Below are 18,894 nucleotides of genomic sequence, written 5' to 3'. Positions count from 1 at the left end.
ATAGGTTTTTTAAAATTTAAAGTTCAGCCAATGAATGTAAAAATGCTTTCATATCTTCAAGCTGTGTGGCTCTTAAGTCAGATTCTTCGTTCCAATAGAGTCCTACACAGTTTGCCTGCATATCAATAGCATAAATGCCCTTTAATGTAATGGCTAAATCCTTGAACTTGTTATCACCATGCACCAGTTCAAGTTTGTCATCGACCACTAAAGCACGCATTAAAGGCAAACGCGCATCTGGAATCAGCACACTGTAATACGCCACCATACTGGCACGCTTTTCAGATGCCATTGGAATCTTGGTCCAAGCAGGTGCAGCCACTAAACGTGGGTGCAGCCCCATCTTACGCGCCTTCTCGCGCATAATGCCCAAGGCTTTTTCTCTAGGATTTACTCGAAGTCCAAAAATCGACCCAAGTACAAAGACCACAATAAAAACGGTAACCCAGATTCCAGTATTTTCCATAGCACAACCTTTATATTCCTTTATTAGAGTTGCATAAGCGCAATATAAAACGCAAGTTCACTCGATAAAATTAATTCAGGAACATCTCATGGCTATATAGCACTTCGTGACCATTCCAATAGATATATCCTTTTTCGATCAACTCTTTAAGTAATAGTCGAACATCAGATTGTGGGAACATTTGCTCCAATAAATCACGTAAGGCGTAGATATCTTTTGGTTTATCTGACTTTAATTCATGCAATTTTCGGATCACTTCCATTTGCACAGGATCAATTTTATTGAAATTTTTAAATAAGCCTTGTTGTGCAGCCTGAATCATCGATGCCGTATCATCAGTATTTGAGGTTTGATCTTCGAGTGAAGCAGTAAATGCATTCAGGTCTGTTTTTATGGGCAATGCTGTTTCAGCAGTCGTATTTAAATCTAGCTGCACCCATTGTTTGAGTACTTTTTTTCGAATCGAAATCTGCTCATCAAAGCGTTTGACGATTTTTAGATTGATCAACATACCGACCAAATGCTGAGCTTTTTCGCTAGAGACTTGCAAAATATTCATCAATGAGTTTTTCAGTTTATCCAAACTGTTGGGTTTGCCACTGAGTTTTTCCAGACCATCACAATAGTGTTTAATCAGTAATAAATCAGGTTTATTCCGAATGGTTTCTAGGTCAGGAATTTTATACTTCACTTTATGTGAAACTTCTTGTTCTGACTGAATTTGAATGAGATGTACACTGAGTCCAGAGCCATCCAATTGTTCCATCAGTAATTCAATATCAGGCATTGCTGAAATGACTTCAATATGCGCATCTGGATCCATCAAGGCCATCAGTTGCCCCACAATCACCGCATATTCAAATTCTTTTTGCGGTGTTTCTGGAATATCCAAAACCACCAATTGACCACTCGCGATCCACCCTGCAATTTCAGTCAAATCTTCAAGTGCATATTCAAATTTTCCGCTGCAGCTAAACACATACAAAGTACTGTAATGTTCAATGATATTGCGCAATAGATTTGCTGTGGGCGGGTTATTTTCCAAATCTAGCAGGACAACTTTTTGACTCATGAGATGAAATAATGGGTTTCGATCAGCAGATGCGGTGCATTAGACCTGTCACGCTGCAAAAGGTCAAATAAATTTACACCAATCCACAGCTTTGGCGCTGATTCGTCATCTGCCTGTCATTCAATAGTGACATTAATAATGCGGTGGGCGGTTGGTCATCGGGTCAAATGCCGCGATGCCTTCAGATAAATCTGCCGATTCAATACGACGATACAACATCTGCATTTGTTTCTTTAAATCAGCGATTTCGGCGTTTTGACGCGCAACTTGATCATTCAGTTGGTCAACTAAATCATCTAAAAATGCAATTCGGACTTGCAAATCTTCAATGGGTGCGGAAAATGACGCCTGTTCATCAAGATTTTGTTGTGTAGTCAATTTACACTCCTCATATAAGATTTCAGGAAACATTATGGCCTATATTACTTTAAGGGACGTCCAGCTTGCATTTGGCGGACCTTCCCTACTCGACGGCGCGAACTTCAGTTTAGAACGTGGCGAGCGAGTGTGTCTAATCGGTCGTAATGGTGAAGGTAAGTCTACTTTACTTAAACTGATTGAGGGAACTTTATTGCCAGACGGGGGTGAAGTTTCATTGCAAAATGGCATTACGATTTCAATGCTTGCTCAAGATGTGCCCATGGATTCGGGCAAAGTTGCTGATATTGTTGCCGATGGTGCAGGTGAAGCCGCTACTGTACTGCGTGCTTATCATGAAGCCAGCGAAGCCTGCGTACTCGGTGATATGGACGCCTGTGAGCGCATGGGTAACCTACAACATCAGATGGATCAAATGGATGGCTGGTCACTTGAAACTAAAGTGAATGCCATCCTCAGTAAAATGGGCCTAGACCCAGAAGCTGACCTTGCAGATTTGTCTGGTGGTCGTAAGCGTCGTGTTTTATTGGCACGTGCTCTCTTGACGCAGCCCGACGTATTACTACTCGACGAACCGACCAACCATTTGGACGTTGAAAGTATTGAATGGCTCGAAAAATTCCTGCTTGATCAAAACAACTTAACCCTGTTGTTTATTTCGCATGACCGTTCATTTGTCGACAGCATCGCAACCCGTATTGTGGAACTTGACCGCGGCATTTTGCGTAGCTATGAAGGTAACTATTCACGTTACCTCGAACTCAAAGCTCAGCAAATGGAAGCGGAAGAAAAGCAAAATGCGCTATTCGATAAAAAACTCGCTGAAGAAGAAGTATGGATTCGTCAGGGCATTAAAGCGCGTCGTACCCGTAACGAAGGTCGTGTTCGTGCCTTAAAAGCATTGCGTGAAGAGTCTAAAGCGCGCCGTTCACAACAAGGCAAAGTGAGCATGGCAACGCAAGATGCGCAGCGCTCAGGTAAAGTGGTCTTTGAAATTGAAAACTTAGCTGTGCAATTTGGCAACAGCGCGCCAATCATCAAAGATTTCTCGGCACTGGTATTACGTGGTGACCGTATCGGCTTAGTCGGTGACAACGGTGTGGGTAAAACCACTCTTATCAAAGCTATTTTGGGTGAGCAAGAACATACTGGTACAGTAAAAACAGGTACACAGCTTGAAGTTGCTTACTTTGATCAGCTTCGAAATGCACTTGATCTTGAAAAATCAGTGAAAGATAACGTTTCTGAAGGCTCAGACCATGTCGATGTCAATGGTAGCCGTCGTCACATCTATAGTTATTTACAAGACTTTTTATTCTCTCCAGAACGCGCACGTACACCAGTTAAAGCACTTTCTGGGGGTGAGCGTAACCGTATTCTGTTGGCTAAACTGCTACTGAAACCATCGAACCTTATCGTGATGGACGAACCGACCAACGACTTGGATATGGTAACTCTTGAACTGTTGGAAGAAATGCTCAGCGCTTACAAAGGCACACTGTTACTGATTTCGCATGACCGTGCCTTTATGGACAACGTGGTGACATCAACTTGGGTCTTTGATGGTAAAGGTCAAATCGATGAATACATCGGAGGTTACCAAGACTATTTGGAACAGCGTCCTGACCAAACTGTCGTGGATCAAAAAAGCGATGTGAAAAAAGCCATGGCTAAAGCCGAAGCCGCGGCTGCCGCTGCCGTGCCTAAAAAAGTCAAGCTCAGCTATAAAGACCAACGTGCCCTAGAACAACTGCCGACTGAAATTGAAGCATTGGAACAAGAGCAAGCTGAATTGTCTGAAAAATTAGCTGACGGTTCTTGGTTTATGACTAACGCTAATGCTGCGACCAAAGCATCACAGCGTCTAGCTGAAATTGATGACGAAATGCTGGAAAAAATGGAACGTCTAGATGAGCTAGAAACACTTGCTAAAGGCTAAGTCCACAAAGATTCCATACAGAAAAAGCCGTATTTCGATACGGCTTTTTTTATGTCATATGACTCGACTGGATGGCTAACCTAAATGACGCTGTTTTAAATTGGAGCATACAGCGTTTGTAAAGACGATTCCGCTAATGTGAAAAGCTTGCTATGGTGACGTTCAACATAAGATTGAGTCACGAGCATGCAAATTTCAGATCAAATTGTCTTGGTTACAGGGGGCGCACGTGGCCTCGGTTTGGCAATTAGCCAAACGTTAATTGCTGAAGGCGCACGCGTGGTCGTGAACTATCTATCCAGTCAAACTGCAGCAGAACAGTTGGCGACCGCATTTCCTCAGCAAGTGTTTGCCTATCAAGCAGATGTCACCGATAAAGCTCAAGTAGAACAGCTTTTTGCGGCGGCGGAAGTACATTTTGGTACCGCAATCACCTCTGTCGTGAATAATGCCCTCATCCATTTTCAATTTAATGGCGATGCCCGTCCTAAAATGGAAGAACTGACTGCACAGCACTTACAGCAACAGTTTGATGGCGCAGTCGTCGCTGCACTCAACACCACGCAAGCGGCGCTTCCCAATATGAAAGCACAGGGTTTTGGTCGCATTGTCAATATTGGTACCAACCTAGTACAAAACCCCGTCGTGCCTTACCACGACTACACTGCAGCAAAAGCGGCACTTTTGGCCTTCACTCGCACAGCGGCGCATGAGCTAGGTGAGTTTGGGATTAACGTCAATATGCTTTCAGGCGGCTTATTACAAAGCACCGATGCCAGTAAAGCCACACCCGATGCCGTGTTTGATTTAATTGCGGCATCAACACCTTTACGCACAGTGACCACGCCTGAAGAATTTGCTGCGGCCATCATGATGTTCTTGTCCCCTTACTCACGTGCAGTCACCGGGCAGAATTTGATTGTCGATGGCGGTTTAGTCAAAGGTTAAGTCTAGCGCAGCATGAGTTTGAACTTTCTCTTTCAATTCAGCTTCATGCTAAACTGAACCCTATTTTTTAATCTTTGATTTAGCCCTATGAGTCAAAAGCCAACATATCAACCCGGAAAATTCCAATGGTCTTTCTTACTTCCTCAGTATTGGGGAATTTGGATAGGGATTGTATTTCTTATGATTTTGGCGATTCTTCCATGGGCAATTCAGTATCGCCTTGGGCAATTCCTCGGTTCTGTTGCATTTAATAATCTCAAATCACGTCGTAAAACCACGATTCGCAACTTGGAAGTTTGCTTTCCTGAATGGACGGCAGAACAGGTTGAAGCCAATGCAAGACAGGTTTTTATCGACCAAATGATTGGTATTTTTGAAACCTTAAATGCATGGTACAGCCCGCAGTGGTTCAAAAATCGGGTGCAAATTGAAGGCTTAGAACATATTCAAAATGCACAAGCTGAAGGCAAAGGTATTTTACTCCTCGGCACACATTCTACCCTGCTCGATGCTGGTGGCTATTTATGCGCACAGTTCTTTGAGCCGGATGTGGTTTATCGTCCGCAAAATAATCCGCTGTTGGATATGTTGATTGTGCGTTGCCGTGCCACCATCTATGCCAACCAAATCGACCATGATGATATGCGTGGCTTAATTCGCAATCTGAAAAATGGCCATGCCATTTGGTACAGTCCCGATCAAGACTTTGGTTTAAAACAAGGGGTCATGGCTCCGTTTTTTGGTACTCCCGCAGCCACTGTTACTGCGCATCGTCGCTTATTAAAAATTGCTAAAGCGGTAGCGATCCCATTGTATTTTTATCGAGACGGCGACATCAGCAACCCTCAATATCATGTGCTGATTGAACCTGCTTTAGACAATTTTCCGAGTGACGATGAAGTTTCGGATGCTATTCGAACCAATAAAATTATTGAAAATCAGCTGCGAATCGCACCGACACAATACATGTGGTTCCATCGCCGCTTTAAAACCCGCCCACAAGGCTATGACAAAATCTATTGAGTTCAACTCAGCACATAAAAAAGAGAAATGCTATGAAAGTGATGCAGCTTTTACCTGAATTGAACAGTGGTGGTGTCGAGCGAGGAACCTTAGAAATAGCTCGTGCTTTAGTGACCGCCGGTCATGAGTCCTTAGTGGTTTCAAATGGTGGCCGTATGGTGACTCAATTGGAAGCCGAAGGCTCAACTCATCTCACACTCGCAATCCATAAAAAAGCCTTATCAAGCTTATGGCAAATTCGTCCTCTACGTAAACTGATTGAGCAACATCAACCAGATATCGTGCATGTGCGCTCACGTGTCCCCGCGTGGCTCACGCATTTTGCCCTCAAAGAGATTCCTGCAAACAAACGACCTCACCTGATTTCAACTGTACATGGCTTTTATTCGATAAATCGCTACAGTCAAATCATGACGCAGGCTGAAAAAGTCATTGCGGTCTCGGATAGTGTTGTCAAATACATCACGGACAACTACAAAAACTGTCCTACCAAGGACATTGTGCGTATTTATCGTGGCATTGACCCCGCTGCTTTTCCGCATGGTTATCAACCCTCAGCACAGTGGCTCAATCAAACCCTAAAAGATTTCCCTGAACTAGAAAATAAGCGTCTGATTTGCTTACCAGGCCGTATCACCCGTTTGAAAGGTCATGAAACCCTGATCCATTTAATGGAACAGCTACAAACACAGTATCCCGACGTACATGCGGTGGTGGTCGGGGGTGCTGATCCGAAAAAAGCAGCTTATTTACAAGAAATGCAAGACAGCATTGCGGCGAAAGGACTGAGTGATCGGATTACTTTTGTCGGTCACCGTTCAGATATCCGTGAATGGTTAGCTTTTAGCGATTTGGTTTTATCTTTGTCGAGCCAAGCGGAAACCTTTGGACGGACTGTACTCGAAGCACTGTCTGTCGGTACACCTGTGATTGGTTGGAACCGTGGTGGCGTAGCTGAAATTTTATCGAATGTCTATTCGCAAGGTTTAGTCACTGTCGATGATGAAACACAATTACTCGACACTTTAAAGTTGCATTTAGACCAACCACAACACGTGCAGCCTATCAGCATGTTTAGTTTAAAAGAGATGTGTGATCAGACTTTGGAGTTGTATACGCAAGTGGTCTCTCAGCATTCAGCTTGATTGACTACACGCCATAGATCTTTGCTGTACAGGATAACGCTCTGGAAATCTTTTTAATTCAGCAACTAGATCAGCATCTAGAAAGGATATTGTGAAATACACAATATCCTTTTTATTATGAATGACTCAATGGTGATTCAACCCTACTATTTAGCCCTTCAATTTCGCGCTTCCACTTTTAGCCCTTCCACACACGGTATCGGGCCATCAACCAAAGAATTAGCGGCAACAACATGACATTTAGAATATGTTTCAAACTTTGCCCTATACGCCAAAAGCCTCTATCTAAAATATCATGGCGTGCATTAAACAATTCCAATCCCACTGCGACGACCACAACAGTCCAAATCGCATAAGGTGATTTCAATTGGCGGTGATGGCAAAAGGCCACAAAAAAGAACAGTATTAAGCCAAGGTAAATGGAAAGTGCATCGGTGGATAAGTGTGTAATCTGCAATATTTTTTGGTGCCATTCGGACAGCATAGAACGTCTCATACCTATATTTTTATTGGAAATTCATCGTTTTTTTCTTGGCACACTGTATAAAGAAATTGATCAAAAGAAAAGCAAAAAATTCTATATCACAAAAGCAAAACCCGAGTTCTGCATCCTGCAAAACTCGGGTCTATGAGGTTGTGCTTTCACAAGTATTCTTTTTATTTTTTATTGGCTTTCCTTTCCTGCATCCGTTCCGTGATGCTTCCATCGGCTTCGTCTTCCTTAGTGGGATGTTCCGTTCCCAGTTCCATGTGCCGATGAACAAAGAATAAGTCAATACACTTGACCTGACCATTCGTCAGAAGCCGAAAGCTGTGTAAGCTATTTCTTACACTTTTCTCTTAAATCAAACAAAATCAAGGTGCCTTCGTACCATCCTTATAATCACGGGCGATTTCATCAGTCACAATCTTCTCCTCTTCCTCAGCTTTTTCTATACCCTCCTGAATTGCCTCTTGCGCTTCTTGTTCATCTTCATCTGTTTGCTCTAATTCTTCTTGGATTTGCTCAAATACCCTGCCTGTTTGCAGCACCACATAGACTGGAAAATGGTCTGAACCGATATTGGGCAAGCGTTCCATATGTACCAATGCAAAATCTGTACTATGAAAAATATGGTCGAGCGACCAACGCAGCAGTGGATAATTGGCATGAAAGGTATTTACGAAATGCCGTCCAACACGTGGGTCTAAAAGCCCACTGATTCGTTGAAAGAGTCGTGTAGTACGTGACCATGCCACATCATTCAGGTCCCCCATAACGATGCAACTTTCATCTAAATCTTTAATCTGATCGCCCACAATCAGCAATTCTGCATCGCGTAAAGTTGAATCTTTGGCTTCTGTTGGACTTGGCGGTTTGGGATGTAAACAATACAGTTGAACCTGATTTCCTGATGCTAAGGTGACTCGGGTATGGATCGAAGGAATTTCATCACTGAGAATAAATTTGACTTCAGTTTCACTAAGTTCTAACTTGCTATACAAATGCATGCCATACAAATTATCCAAAGGTACGGGTACGCGATAAGGATAATCAGCTTCAATCACTGCCAATTCATTTTGCCAAGTTTGATCTGTTTCTAGCGTGAGTACTAAGTCAGGTTGATGCTTTTGTATTTGTGCCAATAATAAGTGATATTGAGTATTCGCCGTAAGTACATTTGAGACAATGATTGAAATTTGTTTCTGTTTATCTAGCTGGTCTGATCGAACTTTTTTGACTTGTTTTTTCCAAATAAAGGTATAAGGCAAAACCATTTTTAATTGATATGCCAAAGCAGCAATCAACCCAATTAAAATGATTTCACGCGCCAAGTCCCATTCAGCATTCCATAAAATTAAGCCTATGAAGGCAAAGATGCCCAAAGCCAAGATTTGCAGACGCGGAAAATCTGCACCACGAAACCACCATTCATCTCGTGGTATGAGTGACCAAAATGTCAACCAAATGACGAAGCCCGCCAGTATTTCAATCCAAATCATTACGCCTCCCTTATATTCTTTATTTTTTATTGATTCATAAATTTATATCAGTTTTGCATGTAACATAAACAAGATATATTGCACAATATTATTGGTGTTTTCATTATGTAGCGCTTGCAGTTATGCGCCCTTTTGGTACACTCGAACCCCCTTTTTATTTTTTTAACGCACCGAGGCAAAGTGACATGAAAGTAGGTCTGGTCGGTTGGCGCGGGATGGTTGGTTCCGTCCTTATGCAACGTATGGTTGAAGAAAACGATTTCGCTCATTTCGAACCGTTTTACTTTTCTACCAGTAATGCAGGTGGTGAAGCCCCTGCGTTTGGTGGTAAGACTGCCCCAGCACTTATGGATGCAACGGACATTGATAGTCTGAAGCAAATGGATGTCATTATCACCTGCCAAGGTGGCGATTATACGACTGAAGTTTTCCCTAAGCTTAAAGCAGAAAACTGGAATGGCTACTGGATCGATGCTGCATCGACTTTACGTATGGATGATGAAGCGATCATCGTACTTGACCCAGTAAACATGAACGTAATCAAAGACGGCTTAGTGAAAGGTACAAAAACATTCGTGGGCGGTAACTGTACCGTTTCACTTATGCTGATGGGTTTAGGCGGTCTATTCCAAAATAATTTAGTGGAATGGGCAACGTCTATGACGTATCAAGCGGCTTCTGGTGCAGGCGCGCAAAACATGCGTGAACTGATTTCAGGTATGGGCTACTTGTATAACAACACCAAAGACTTGCTAGATGACCCACGTTCACCAATTTTAGATATTGATTCTAAAATTGCACAGTTACAACGTGGCGAAGGTTTCCCATCTGCAAACTTCGGTGTGCCTTTAGCGGGTTCTCTCATTCCTTATATCGACAAACAGCTTGAAAGCGGTCAGTCGAAAGAAGAGTGGAAAGGTCAAGTTGAAACCAACAAGATCTTAGGCAACCAGCAAATCGTTCCAATCGATGGACACTGTGTCCGTATTGGTGCGATGCGTTGTCACTCACAAGCATTGACTTTAAAACTTCGTAAAGATGTTCCACTGGATGAAATCGAAGATATCATCGCAAGTGCCAACGATTGGTCTAAAGTGGTTCCGAATACGCGTGAAGCTTCAATGACTGATCTGACTCCTGTTGCTGTAACTGGCACCTTGTCTGTTCCAGTTGGTCGTCTACGTAAGCTCAATATGGGTAAAGAATACCTAGGTGCATTCACTGTGGGTGACCAATTGCTTTGGGGTGCTGCTGAACCTTTACGTCGTATGCTAAGAATTCTCATTGATTATAAAAATGCTTAAGCATTTTTAAGTCTCTGAATAAGAAGCCGATCACAATTGATCGGCTTTTTTATGTAACTGTCGTGTAAATATTTTACAATTCTTCGACAACTCGCTAATCTATAATTTTCGCCATGCGACATATATTCGAGCTAAAGATTAAGATGACCGTATATAACAAATTAAAGATCGCCATTTTAGCCGTTATTGCATCTCAAAACATTCAAGCGATCAGCATTGATCCTGTACAAGTCCAGTCAGCACCCGGGGAATTGCTGTACGCTGAGATTCATTTTCGCCACTCAAATACATCTGTGCCGCTCAATGCAAGTTTAGCCACGGCAGAGGATTTATTGAGTATGGGTACAGGGCATCAACCACCGGGGCATTTAAACTTCTTCACGCGTCGTGATGGTGCGGGCAATGGGGTAATTACCATTACCTCTTCGCGTCCAGTGACCGAGGCTGAGCTTAATTTTATTGTCAATATTAAAGAAGGTAATGCTTCACGCCTGCAACAAATTCGTACCCCATTAAAACGCAATCCAGCGCCGTCGAATGCGACTCAAACCCGTGCCAATGAGCGTGCTTTAGCACCTGTTGTGATCGTAAATGAAAAAGAAATTGCCTTAAATTTACCTGTTAGCACCCTTTACACCGCAAAAGCACCTGTAGCTGCAGAACAACCCTTATTACTCAGCACCAAAACACCGCCGAAGTTAGCACAATTAGCAACGTCAACGCCTGTTGCGATTGAACCTGTCACGCATGTGCAAAATTATAGCGTTGCACCTGCGGAGCAAAATAGCGCAAGTACTTCATCAGGTGCTGAAACATCAATTTCGCAAGTTACAAAAACCAATTCGACCGGTTCTGTCAGTTCAGAAATGCAAGCTGCAACAGCATCAACTGCAAGATCTCAAGACCCATTGGCACAAAAATTTGCTGCGGAACAGGCAGCACAGAAACGTGAAAATCCAACAACGACAGCTCAAACAACATCTACACCAAAACCAACAAGTACTGCAGCTGCATCGACAGCAACACCAGCGGCAAAATATGTGGTTCGCTCGAATGAAAGCCTTTGGGGGATTGCCTCACGTATTGCGACAGAACAAAACCGCCCTGTTTCTGAAGTCATGCAACAGATTAAAAACAGTAACGAACATGCATTCATTCAAGGCGATGTCAACCGTCTGCGCCGTGGTGCTGCCTTAAATCTGCATGGTATGCAGCAAGCAAAACAGCCTGTCAAAGTCTCTGCTACAGAACTTACCAAAGTGCCTTCGAAGCAGTCAGGCAAAACCAAATACCGCTTAAATCAAGCTGAAATGAGTCTGGTTGCAGAGAAAGCGCAAGATTCGGCACAATCTTCTGCCAACAGTGCAGCAGAAAAGAATAAAACTTCGAAAGAGTTGTCATTAAAAGTTATGACATCTCGTGAAAAAACCGTTAAATTACAGAGAAACGTAACTCAATTAGAATTGGCGCTAAATCAAAAGGATCACAGAATTCAATTATTAAATGCTCGTCTTGCCCAATTGCAACAACAGTTGAAAGCTCAACAAGCAGATAAAAGAAGCCAATAAACTAAAACGTTACCAATCAAGATTTTATAGGGATGAGTGCAACTGTATATCGCTCTATCTCCAAGGGGTTAAAACATGCTGATTTATGTGATTCCATTAGTGATCTTAGTGATCGTATTGGTTTTTTTAAACAAACGCCAAAAAGGTCAAGAATCAGATAAAGCCAAACCAACATCCACTAAAACCAAGAAAACGGGTGTTTCGGCCAAAGCGACTCCGAAGAAAACTCAAGTGGTTGAAAGCAGTGTCATTGAAAAAAAATCAATGACGCCGTTAACGACCGATGCTCGTGGTAAAATTGAAAAATTAATTGCGGAACGTAATTTCTTTTCTGCTGAAGCGCAAATTAATCAATCATTAAAACGTGACAACTCACAACATGAGTTATATCTATATCTATTAGATATTCACATTTTACAAAAAGACGAATTTGCCATCAGCCAATTGCTGAGCCATATTCGTTCACTTGAACTCGATGAAATTTTAGAACAAGCTGAAGCAAAAAAAGTAGAGTTTGAAAATTCTCAAAATGTGAAAGATGATGCCATTAACTTTGTATCACCGATCACTGAAGAGGTTCCATCAAAAGCTCAAAATACCTCTGATTTTGATGCTTTAATGCAAAGTTCAACTGCTGCACCTGTTGAGCCCAAAGCAGCCGAAATTAAACCACTAGATTTTAATTTCACCACTGAAACGCCTGCAAAAGCAGACATTTCTACCCCAGTTGAAAGTGCTCCTGCTGAAAAAATACAGCCGCTTGAATTTGACACGCTTTCAATTTCACCAGAACCTGCACTTGAAGCGACACCGAAAACCGAAAAGATTGCTCAGCCATCTCCTGCCGTTGAAGAAATCAAACCGATTGATTTTGCAATGGACTTTGCCCCAAGCACTGAAGCTGCGGCTGAAACCAAAACAGAAACTGTAGAAGATAAAATCGAGCCTTTAGATTTTTCATTTACAACAGAAACACCAGAGGTAGAAGAAAACAAAGTTGAAGCTCCAACCTTAAACTTTGACTTAGGTGCTTTTGAAATAGCAAAAACAGAAGAAGCGGTTGTTGCTCCTGCAACAGAGATTAACCTTGAGTCTACGCCTGAAATTAAACCTGCCGCACCTGCTTCAAGTGGTGTGAGTTTTGACATTAGCGGTTTAGGCACACCGTCAACCCCATCTGCTACAGACCAAAATGATCCATTGGTTCAATCATTCCCTGAACTGGTTGAAGTCAATGAAATTGAATTGAATCTTGAATTGGCAGCGCAATACATCAAACTGGGTGCTTATGACGCTGCACGTGAAATTTTAACTGAAAAAGAGGCTGAGTTTTCTTCATCTCAACGTCAACAAGCAGATCAGTTACTGAATCAAATCGCATCTTAAGCAAAAGCGATTTAAACTAAAGCAGTCTTTCAAGGCTGCTTTTTTTATGATGAAAAAAATTGCTCTTATTTATATGGGTGGTACCTTTGGTTGTATCGGTGAACCTTTAAGCCCCATGCCAGCGAATGCGTTTTTACCTAAATTACAGCATGTCCTGCCACTGCACCTTAACATTGAATGTTTTGTCGCACCTGTCATTCGTGACAGTAGTGCCTGTACCGCACCCGACTGGCTGGCACTGATCCAACAAATTCAAAGCTTACAATTACAACAATTTCAGCATTTCGTAATTATTCATGGCACAGACACGCTTAGCTATGCCAGCGCAGTGCTTGCACACTTTATGGGACAGTCTGCTCATATCGTGCTAACAGGCAGCCAATATCCGCTGTTTAATGTGGCTGGTGACAACACCCGTGAATTTACCGATGCCATCGACAATTTAAATTTTGCATTGGAATCGGTACATCAATTGAGTGTTGGGGTTTATTTGGCCTTTCACCATCAATTGATGCATGCTCAATCCGCACTGAAAGTGCATACAACCGATCTGAAAGCCTTTGATGGGCTGCCAGCCACACAGCCACTTTCAATGCTGACATCGCCTTATATTGTTCAGGCCAATGATTTAGACAAAGCGGCTCATTTCAATTGCCTGAATTGGATGTGGCAACCGATTGCAACCAAGCTACACAGTCAAAATTTAACGACTCTGCTTACACACACGCCAGACGTTTTGATTCTGCAAGGTTTTGGCACAGGCAACATTGCCGTTGATGCTGAATTACTCAATGTATTGAAAGCCATACAACAAAAAAATTGCAAAATTATCTTAAGTACACAGGTTGTTCATGGCGGTATAGATCAGCGCTATGCTGTGAGTGACTGGGTCAAAGACAGCGGAATTTTACTGAGTAATTGTTTGGGGCATGCAGATCTTTATGCCAAATGTTTGAAAATGTATTTACAATACGGCAGTGACGCAGACTGGACTGCGCATTGGAACGATTAAGTCATTTGAGGTAACTATGCAACGTTTTGCGATTGGGATTGAGTTTTGTGGCATGCAATACAAGGGCTGGCAAACTCAGCAACCGGGCGTACCAAGCGTGCAAGAAACCATTGAAACCGTCCTCAGTAAAGTGGCCAATGAGCCAATCATGTTGCACGGTGCTGGCCGAACAGATGCTGGTGTCCATGCAACCAATATGGTGGCACATTTCGATACTCAGGCGATTCGTCCCATTCGTGGATGGTTAATGGGCAGCAATAGCCAATTACCCCGTGATATTTCCATCCAATGGATTAAGGAAATGGATCAGGACTTCCATGCCCGCTTTAAAGCGCAAGCACGTCGTTATCGCTATGTGGTCTATAACAATCCACAACGTCCAGCTTTACTGCACAAGCAAGTGACTCATGTTTATGCCAAGCTAGATGTGCTAAAAATGCAACGTGCCGCGGCCAAATTTGAAGGCACTCATAATTTCGAAAGCTTCCGTGCCGCAGCCTGTCAGTCCAATCAGCCTGTTCGTCATGTCAGCCATTGCCGTCTGATCCAACACGGATGCTACTTGGTCCTAGATATTCAGGCCGATGGTTTTTTACATCACATGGTGCGTAACATAATGGGCTGTTTATTGGAAATTGGGCAAGGTATGTATGACGTTGACCATATTGACGACATTTTTGCGGCTGAAGACCGAAAAGCAGCTGGTGTCACCGCACCGCCCGATGGGCTGTATTTTATCCATGCAGACTATCCAGCACAGTTTGAACTTCCTCAAGTTCCGCTGGGACCTCATTGGTTAAATATGCCTGAATAAAAAATTCCTCCCAACCTCCCTTTCACAGAGGGATGAGTGTCATTTTCGCCATTGCTAGGTTCTAAAAATGAAAGTACCCCTTTCAAAGGGGGGATTCTGTTTAGGGAAGGATTTTATCGAAGATCAACCTTAACGCTGCTTCCGCTTACGGTATTCCACGGGCGTTTCATTGGTCCAGCGTTTAAATGCGCGATAGAACGTACTTGGCTCAGAAAAACCCGTTAAGTAAACAATGCGCTCCACACTTTCATTGGTATTGGCCAATAATTTTTTAGCCAAACGACAGCGATAGTCTGACAAAATTTGCTGAAAACTGGTATTGGCTTCTGACAACTGAGTCCGTAAACGACGTGGGGTAATGTTGAGCTGTGCAGCGACCGTTTCGAGTGTGGTTTCACCACTTTCAAGCGTTGAACCAATAGCACGGCGAACTTCACCAACCAAATCATAACGCGCCAACTCCTGAAGTTTTTCAATCGCTAACTGCTCATGCAATTGTAATAACTCAGGTTCTGCCTGCCACAATTGATACTCTAAAATAGCCGGATCAAAATATAATCGGGTTTCTTTCTGCCCTAAACTCACAGGGCATTCATAGACACGGAAATACTCATCATCTGGCGCGCCCTGACTAAAGTTAAAGTCGATATAAATTGGCTGAAAACGCCCTTCAGTAATAAACTTAAAGAAACGCAAAACACCCGACATCGCGCATTCAGAAAAATGACGATTCACGATATTTTCTGCCCAAGACTGATGACCATTGGTCAAATAGCAGCGGTCATCTTCAATCACCAATTGCGCATGAAAGGCATCGCTAATGAGGCGTTGATAGGCCAAAGCCCGCTTTAAACCTTCACCGAAATTCTCAGATGAAATAAATAAGTGTTCAATCACCTGCCCTCGATATAAAGGCAAATGCTCTCCCAGATGCAAACCAATATCAGGATCCTTACTGACTTCTTCTGCAGCCACCCAGAATGCAAATTGTGCATTCAATGGGGTACGGTCATTGGTTTCAACCTGATTTAATGCCACACCCGCTTTTGTTAAAATTTCTTCTGTTGGCAATCCGGCACGACGAATCGCTTGATACCCTAAACGCAACACAACAGATGCATCAGTTAGCTGACCCACTCCAGAACCTTCCTTGTATGTACTTCATTTATACCTAAAAAGATTGATTTTAGATTAACTGCGATTGACCAAACTGACAACAGTTACTGCACATTTTTTGTTGAAAATATTTAACTAAATTGTTCGCTTATTTTACTGACAGTCGATCAGTTCAAAGCCTTTTACGGCTTGTATTCTGAAAAAAAATTGACTATAATTTGCGCCTTGCTAATTTATTCATTCAGGTAGGCTATGGCCAATAAAGAGGAACTCATCGAGTTCGAAGGCGTTGTCACCGAGACGCTTCCTAATACTATGTTCCGTGTACGTTTAGAAAACGGTCATGAAGTGATTGCTCACATCTCTGGCAAAATGCGTAAACACTATATCCGTATTTTGACTGGCGACAGTGTTAAAGTAGAAATGACACCTTATGATTTGACTAAGGGTCGTATCACTTACCGTGCGCGCTAAGTTTTAGCGAAGCGAAAAAGCCACTTTATCAGTGGCTTTTTTTGTATTTATTTCAATACAATGATAAAAATTGACTGCAAATTTGCTTTCCTTTACAGTCTAAAAACATAAAAATTCGATTATAAAATTCAAAATATAAGGACATAAAATCATATGAAACATCTAGGATTAGTCGGTGCTATCTTTTGTGTTGCTTGCGCCACGACAGGCCAAAAGCAACTCAATCAATCCCTACAACACTATATTGGACAGCCAGCTGATCAAGTTCGTAAAGAGCTCAACTTGAGTCAATTGGGCTATAAAGTGATGGGAGCACCCGTACAAAGCAACGAAAAACTCAGTTATACCATTTTACGCTCGATGCCAATCCCGATTGGTACACCAAATATCGGCACCAGTATAGCCATGGGCGCCCCTATCCCAACGCCGTCTAAAGGTGGTGTCACTGTCGATATGGAATGTAAAATCGAGTTCAAATTACGCAATCAAATAGTTGAATCCATTGACTATGTTGGCAGAGCTTGTTGATCCTGCATGAGAATCCTAGAGGCTAATCTTGCTCGGATGACCGTGTATCAAATGACTACAGTGTTATACAGACCGAACTGACTAAACTGAATTTATTTCGTGAGGAACTAACCCATGGAATTTATTTTAGAACATCAGGTTTACAAAGATCAGCGTTTTATTCGCCCAATATTGAGCATGGGATACGTTCTAAGCATCGTATTGTTGGCTGGCTGTAGCACGACATCAACGATATCCTCCGTTGAACGTGAACGCTATTTAGCCTCATTTATTGGTCAATCGAGCCAAACGATTCAAGCAGAACTTAATCTCAGCAAACTCGGCTATCAAAGAACCTCTCCCGTAGAGGTCAGTTCAGACTACCTTCGTTATCGTGTTACACGCCCGATCAGTATTCCTTTACCGATGGCGGAAAATCCTGCGATGCGCATGGGCAGCGGCGCTGCTGTGCCGATTCCCAGTGGAAATACACGCTATGAGGTTGAGTTAAACTGCCTTATTCAATTTCGCATAAAGCATAATATTGCAACTGATGTCCGATTAACTGGTCGCACCTGTTAGCGCATCAATTCTAGGATTGATAATTTCTAGGCACAAAAAAACGCAGCATAAACGCTGCGTTTTTTGATTCGCCATTAGTTCAATGCAGAAACTACAGCTTGACCCATTTCAACAGTACCGACTTGAGTACTGCCTTCTGACATGATGTCACCTGTACGTAAACCTTGATCTAAGACATTACCTACTGCATCTTCAATCGCTTTTGCCGCCGCTTCTTCACGGAAGGTATAACGTAGCATCATAGCAACAGACAGAATTGTAGCTAATGGGTTCGCAATGTTTTGACCTGCGATGTCTGGCGCTGAACCGTGGCAAGGCTCATACATACCTTTACCATTTTCATCTAAAGAAGCCGATGGCAACATGCCGATAGAACCGGTTAACATCGCCGCTTCATCAGACAAGATATCGCCGAACAAGTTACCTGTCACGATTACATCAAACTGTTTTGGCGCACGGACCAATTGCATGGCAGCATTGTCAACATACATATGAGACAAGTTAATTTCAGGATACTGCTCTTCTTTTAACGCAGTTACAGTTTGTTTCCAAAGCTCAGTCACTTCTAGTACGTTGGCTTTATCCACTGAACATACCTTACCACCACGTAAGTTCGCCATTTCAAAAGCAACTTTGGCAATACGCTTGATTTCAGATTCAGCATATACGTCAGTATTGAAACCTTGTTTTTCACCGTTTTCGAGTTCACGAATACCACGTGGTTGACCGAAATAGATCCCGCCAGTTAACTCACGTACGATCAAGATATCCAAACCTGCTACGATTTCAGGTTTTAAGCTCGACGCATCTGCAAGCTGCGGATAAAGAATTGCTGGACGTAAATTGGCAAATAAATTTAATTCTGAACGAATTTTTAATAGGCCACGTTCTGGACGAATTGAACGCTCAATGGTATCCCACTTAGGACCACCCACTGCACCCAATAAAATCGCATCAGCAGTCTTCGCTTGTGCTGCTGTTACTTCTGGATAAGGTGAACCGTGCGCGTCGATCGCTGCACCACCTAAAAGACCTTGTTCCCAAGTCAAACCTAAGTTGAATTTCTCGTTTACACGTGTCAGCACTTGTTCAGCCGCTTTCACGATTTCAGGACCAATACCATCACCTGGTAAAATCAAAATATGTTTTGACATGAGTCTTTCCATTTATACGCTGG

The 18,894-nt window shown here is 42.7% G+C and carries 19 protein-coding genes; 12 read left to right on the top strand and 7 right to left on the bottom strand.

Features of this window, described 5'->3' with window-relative positions:
• Positions 1-16: 16 nt before the first annotated feature.
• From FTU16_RS12070 to FTU16_RS12060, 3 genes are all read right to left on the bottom strand, one after another.
• Positions 17-466, bottom strand: a complete 450-nt coding sequence (locus tag FTU16_RS12070) for an ammonium transporter (RefSeq protein WP_180163340.1) — start codon at positions 464-466, stop codon at positions 17-19.
• Between the two features lie 70 nt (positions 467-536).
• Positions 537-1,538, bottom strand: a complete 1,002-nt coding sequence (locus FTU16_RS12065; RefSeq protein WP_180163339.1) for a hypothetical protein — start codon at positions 1,536-1,538, stop codon at positions 537-539.
• A 132-nt stretch (positions 1,539-1,670) separates the two neighbouring features.
• Positions 1,671-1,916 carry a SlyX family protein gene (locus FTU16_RS12060; RefSeq protein WP_078189840.1) on the bottom strand — a complete coding sequence of 82 codons (246 nt, stop codon included), beginning with the start codon at positions 1,914-1,916 and terminating at the stop codon, positions 1,671-1,673.
• Between the two features lie 34 nt (positions 1,917-1,950).
• On the opposite strand from FTU16_RS12060, the gene FTU16_RS12055 reads away from it, so the two are divergent.
• From FTU16_RS12055 to FTU16_RS12040, 4 genes are all read left to right on the top strand, one after another.
• On the top strand, positions 1,951-3,855 hold the full coding sequence (locus FTU16_RS12055; protein ID WP_180163338.1) for an ATP-binding cassette domain-containing protein: 1,905 nt from the start codon (positions 1,951-1,953) through the stop codon (positions 3,853-3,855).
• A gap of 186 nt (positions 3,856-4,041) precedes the next feature.
• Positions 4,042-4,803, top strand: coding sequence for a 3-oxoacyl-ACP reductase (locus FTU16_RS12050; protein ID WP_180163337.1), 762 nt, complete (start codon positions 4,042-4,044; stop codon positions 4,801-4,803).
• A gap of 87 nt (positions 4,804-4,890) precedes the next feature.
• On the top strand, positions 4,891-5,826 hold the full coding sequence (lpxL, locus tag FTU16_RS12045; RefSeq protein WP_180163336.1) for an LpxL/LpxP family Kdo(2)-lipid IV(A) lauroyl/palmitoleoyl acyltransferase: 936 nt from the start codon (positions 4,891-4,893) through the stop codon (positions 5,824-5,826).
• A 32-nt stretch (positions 5,827-5,858) separates the two neighbouring features.
• On the top strand, positions 5,859-6,971 hold the full coding sequence (locus FTU16_RS12040; protein ID WP_180026614.1) for a glycosyltransferase family 4 protein: 1,113 nt from the start codon (positions 5,859-5,861) through the stop codon (positions 6,969-6,971).
• Between the two features lie 178 nt (positions 6,972-7,149).
• Here FTU16_RS12040 and FTU16_RS12035 read toward each other — a convergent pair whose 3' ends face one another.
• Both FTU16_RS12035 and FTU16_RS12030 read right to left on the bottom strand, forming a co-directional pair.
• Positions 7,150-7,455 (bottom strand): hypothetical protein, encoded by a 306-nt coding sequence (locus FTU16_RS12035; RefSeq protein ID WP_228144755.1) that lies wholly within the window; start codon positions 7,453-7,455, stop codon positions 7,150-7,152.
• Between the two features lie 371 nt (positions 7,456-7,826).
• Entirely contained in the window at positions 7,827-8,954 is a 1,128-nt protein-coding gene (locus tag FTU16_RS12030) for an endonuclease/exonuclease/phosphatase family protein (RefSeq protein ID WP_180110580.1), read from the bottom strand.
• Positions 8,955-9,139: 185 nt separating this feature from the next.
• On the opposite strand from FTU16_RS12030, the gene asd reads away from it, so the two are divergent.
• The 5 genes from asd to truA all read left to right on the top strand — a co-directional run bounded on the left by asd (position 9,140) and on the right by truA (position 15,038).
• Positions 9,140-10,258: an aspartate-semialdehyde dehydrogenase gene (asd, locus tag FTU16_RS12025; protein WP_180005293.1), complete on the top strand. Its 1,119-nt coding sequence runs from the start codon at positions 9,140-9,142 to the stop codon at positions 10,256-10,258.
• A gap of 143 nt (positions 10,259-10,401) precedes the next feature.
• A complete protein-coding gene (locus FTU16_RS12020; protein WP_180163335.1) occupies positions 10,402-11,826 on the top strand; it encodes a hypothetical protein in 1,425 nt (474 codons plus the stop codon).
• 75 nt (positions 11,827-11,901) lie between these two features.
• On the top strand, positions 11,902-13,212 hold the full coding sequence (locus tag FTU16_RS12015; RefSeq protein ID WP_180163334.1) for a fimbrial protein FimV: 1,311 nt from the start codon (positions 11,902-11,904) through the stop codon (positions 13,210-13,212).
• Positions 13,213-13,261: 49 nt separating this feature from the next.
• Entirely contained in the window at positions 13,262-14,224 is a 963-nt protein-coding gene (locus FTU16_RS12010; RefSeq protein WP_180163351.1) for an asparaginase domain-containing protein, read from the top strand.
• A gap of 16 nt (positions 14,225-14,240) precedes the next feature.
• Entirely contained in the window at positions 14,241-15,038 is a 798-nt protein-coding gene (gene truA, locus FTU16_RS12005; protein ID WP_078189716.1) for a tRNA pseudouridine(38-40) synthase TruA, read from the top strand.
• Between the two features lie 129 nt (positions 15,039-15,167).
• Here truA and FTU16_RS12000 read toward each other — a convergent pair whose 3' ends face one another.
• Positions 15,168-16,175, bottom strand: coding sequence for an AraC family transcriptional regulator (locus FTU16_RS12000; protein WP_180163333.1), 1,008 nt, complete (start codon positions 16,173-16,175; stop codon positions 15,168-15,170).
• A 231-nt stretch (positions 16,176-16,406) separates the two neighbouring features.
• Here FTU16_RS12000 and infA point away from each other — a divergent pair, with 231 nt between their 5' ends.
• The 3 genes from infA (at position 16,407) to FTU16_RS11985 (ending at position 17,717) form a co-directional block, all read left to right on the top strand.
• Positions 16,407-16,628 carry a translation initiation factor IF-1 gene (gene infA, locus FTU16_RS11995; protein WP_001284370.1) on the top strand — a complete coding sequence of 74 codons (222 nt, stop codon included), beginning with the start codon at positions 16,407-16,409 and terminating at the stop codon, positions 16,626-16,628.
• A gap of 153 nt (positions 16,629-16,781) precedes the next feature.
• Complete coding sequence (locus tag FTU16_RS11990) at positions 16,782-17,156, top strand: hypothetical protein (RefSeq protein WP_078189718.1); 375 nt, start codon at positions 16,782-16,784, stop codon at positions 17,154-17,156.
• Between the two features lie 114 nt (positions 17,157-17,270).
• Positions 17,271-17,717 (top strand): hypothetical protein, encoded by a 447-nt coding sequence (locus tag FTU16_RS11985; RefSeq protein WP_257227129.1) that lies wholly within the window; start codon positions 17,271-17,273, stop codon positions 17,715-17,717.
• Between the two features lie 74 nt (positions 17,718-17,791).
• Here FTU16_RS11985 and leuB read toward each other — a convergent pair whose 3' ends face one another.
• Complete coding sequence (gene leuB / locus FTU16_RS11980; RefSeq protein WP_078192754.1) at positions 17,792-18,871, bottom strand: 3-isopropylmalate dehydrogenase; 1,080 nt, start codon at positions 18,869-18,871, stop codon at positions 17,792-17,794.
• Positions 18,872-18,894: the final 23 nt, after the last annotated feature.

The sequence above is a fragment of the Acinetobacter sp. YH12069 genome (genome assembly GCF_013419675.1).
Lineage (GTDB): Bacteria > Pseudomonadota > Gammaproteobacteria > Pseudomonadales > Moraxellaceae > Acinetobacter > Acinetobacter amyesii.
The sequence above is the reverse complement of the archived record's forward strand: the minus strand, read 5'-3'. Positions and strand labels throughout refer to the sequence as shown.

Excerpts from the sequence above, each read along its gene's own strand:
- FTU16_RS12040 (WP_180026614.1), top strand. The coding sequence starts at position 5,859 with ATGAAAGTGATGCAGCTTTTACCTGAATTGAACAGTGGTGGTGTCGAG.
- FTU16_RS12030 (WP_180110580.1), bottom strand. The coding sequence starts at position 8,954 with ATGATTTGGATTGAAATACTGGCGGGCTTCGTCATTTGGTTGACATTT.
- asd (WP_180005293.1), top strand. The coding sequence starts at position 9,140 with ATGAAAGTAGGTCTGGTCGGTTGGCGCGGGATGGTTGGTTCCGTCCTT.
- FTU16_RS12035 (WP_228144755.1), bottom strand. The coding sequence starts at position 7,455 with ATGCTGTCCGAATGGCACCAAAAAATATTGCAGATTACACACTTATCC.
- truA (WP_078189716.1), top strand. The coding sequence starts at position 14,241 with ATGCAACGTTTTGCGATTGGGATTGAGTTTTGTGGCATGCAATACAAG.
- FTU16_RS12015 (WP_180163334.1), top strand. The coding sequence starts at position 11,902 with ATGCTGATTTATGTGATTCCATTAGTGATCTTAGTGATCGTATTGGTT.
- FTU16_RS12070 (WP_180163340.1), bottom strand. The coding sequence starts at position 466 with ATGGAAAATACTGGAATCTGGGTTACCGTTTTTATTGTGGTCTTTGTA.
- leuB (WP_078192754.1), bottom strand. The coding sequence starts at position 18,871 with ATGTCAAAACATATTTTGATTTTACCAGGTGATGGTATTGGTCCTGAA.
- FTU16_RS12020 (WP_180163335.1), top strand. The coding sequence starts at position 10,402 with ATGACCGTATATAACAAATTAAAGATCGCCATTTTAGCCGTTATTGCA.
- FTU16_RS12050 (WP_180163337.1), top strand. The coding sequence starts at position 4,042 with ATGCAAATTTCAGATCAAATTGTCTTGGTTACAGGGGGCGCACGTGGC.
- FTU16_RS12010 (WP_180163351.1), top strand. The coding sequence starts at position 13,262 with ATGAAAAAAATTGCTCTTATTTATATGGGTGGTACCTTTGGTTGTATC.
- lpxL (WP_180163336.1), top strand. The coding sequence starts at position 4,891 with ATGAGTCAAAAGCCAACATATCAACCCGGAAAATTCCAATGGTCTTTC.
- FTU16_RS12055 (WP_180163338.1), top strand. The coding sequence starts at position 1,951 with ATGGCCTATATTACTTTAAGGGACGTCCAGCTTGCATTTGGCGGACCT.
- FTU16_RS11990 (WP_078189718.1), top strand. The coding sequence starts at position 16,782 with ATGAAACATCTAGGATTAGTCGGTGCTATCTTTTGTGTTGCTTGCGCC.
- FTU16_RS11985 (WP_257227129.1), top strand. The coding sequence starts at position 17,271 with ATGGAATTTATTTTAGAACATCAGGTTTACAAAGATCAGCGTTTTATT.
- infA (WP_001284370.1), top strand. The coding sequence starts at position 16,407 with ATGGCCAATAAAGAGGAACTCATCGAGTTCGAAGGCGTTGTCACCGAG.
- FTU16_RS12065 (WP_180163339.1), bottom strand. The coding sequence starts at position 1,538 with ATGAGTCAAAAAGTTGTCCTGCTAGATTTGGAAAATAACCCGCCCACA.